Annotated in this window: 1 protein-coding gene; it reads left to right on the top strand. The window is 37.8% G+C overall.

Features of this window, described 5'->3' with window-relative positions; translation table 11 throughout:
* Positions 1-188 precede the first annotated feature (188 nt).
* Entirely contained in the window at positions 189-659 is a 471-nt protein-coding gene (gene tnpA / locus DWX43_RS26770; RefSeq protein WP_008708385.1) for an IS200/IS605 family transposase, read from the top strand.
* Positions 660-797: the final 138 nt, after the last annotated feature.

Raw genomic sequence — 797 nt, 5'->3', positions numbered from 1 at the left:
TTGTTAGGGCAAAGCCCTGTTTGCCATTGTGGAGTTTTTCGCTGATCCGAAAAACGGAGCTTTGGAAAACAAATAAACCACCTGCTATGCAGGTGAGTCAGCATTGCTTCAGCTTACAGAAAAAAACCTCCGGTGGTATAATTAATGTAGGTTCGCCAACCGCACTAATATACACAGGAGGTATCCATATGGATAATAATAGTTTATCACATACAAAGTGGAATTGTAAGTATCATATTGTTTTTGCACCAAAATATAGAAGAAAAGTAGCATATGGAAAAATTAAACAGGATATAGCAGATATTTTGAGTATGTTATGCAAAAGAAAAGGTGTAAAAATTGTTGAAGCAGAGATATGTCCAGATCATGTACACATGTTAGTAGAAATTCCGCCAAGCATAAGTGTATCGTATTTTGTAGGGTACTTAAAAGGAAAGAGTACATTAATGATATTCGAAAGACATGCAAATCTGAAGTACAAATATGGAAACAGACATTTCTGGTGTCGCGGATATTATGTAGATACGGTAGGGAAAAATGCAAAGAAAATACAGGAATATATAGCAAATCAGTTACAGGATGATCTGGAATATGATCAAATGACACTGAAAGAGTATATTGACCCGTTTACGGGTGAGCCAGTAAAACGTAACAAATAAAGATAAGCCCGAAAGGGCTTTGTAGGTAAATGATGTTGCGCTTGGCGAACCTATTTCGATGAGTCTTTAGACTCCAGTGCCGGTAATAGACCCTTATAGGGTCAAAGCAAACCACCGGCTAAGCCGGTGGTCGTGATT

This window comes from Clostridium sp. AF19-22AC, from assembly GCF_003479085.1.
GTDB classification, from domain to species: Bacteria; Bacillota; Clostridia; order Lachnospirales; family Lachnospiraceae; genus Faecalicatena_A; species Faecalicatena_A orotica.
This window is presented reverse-complemented; position numbering and strand designations above follow the sequence as displayed.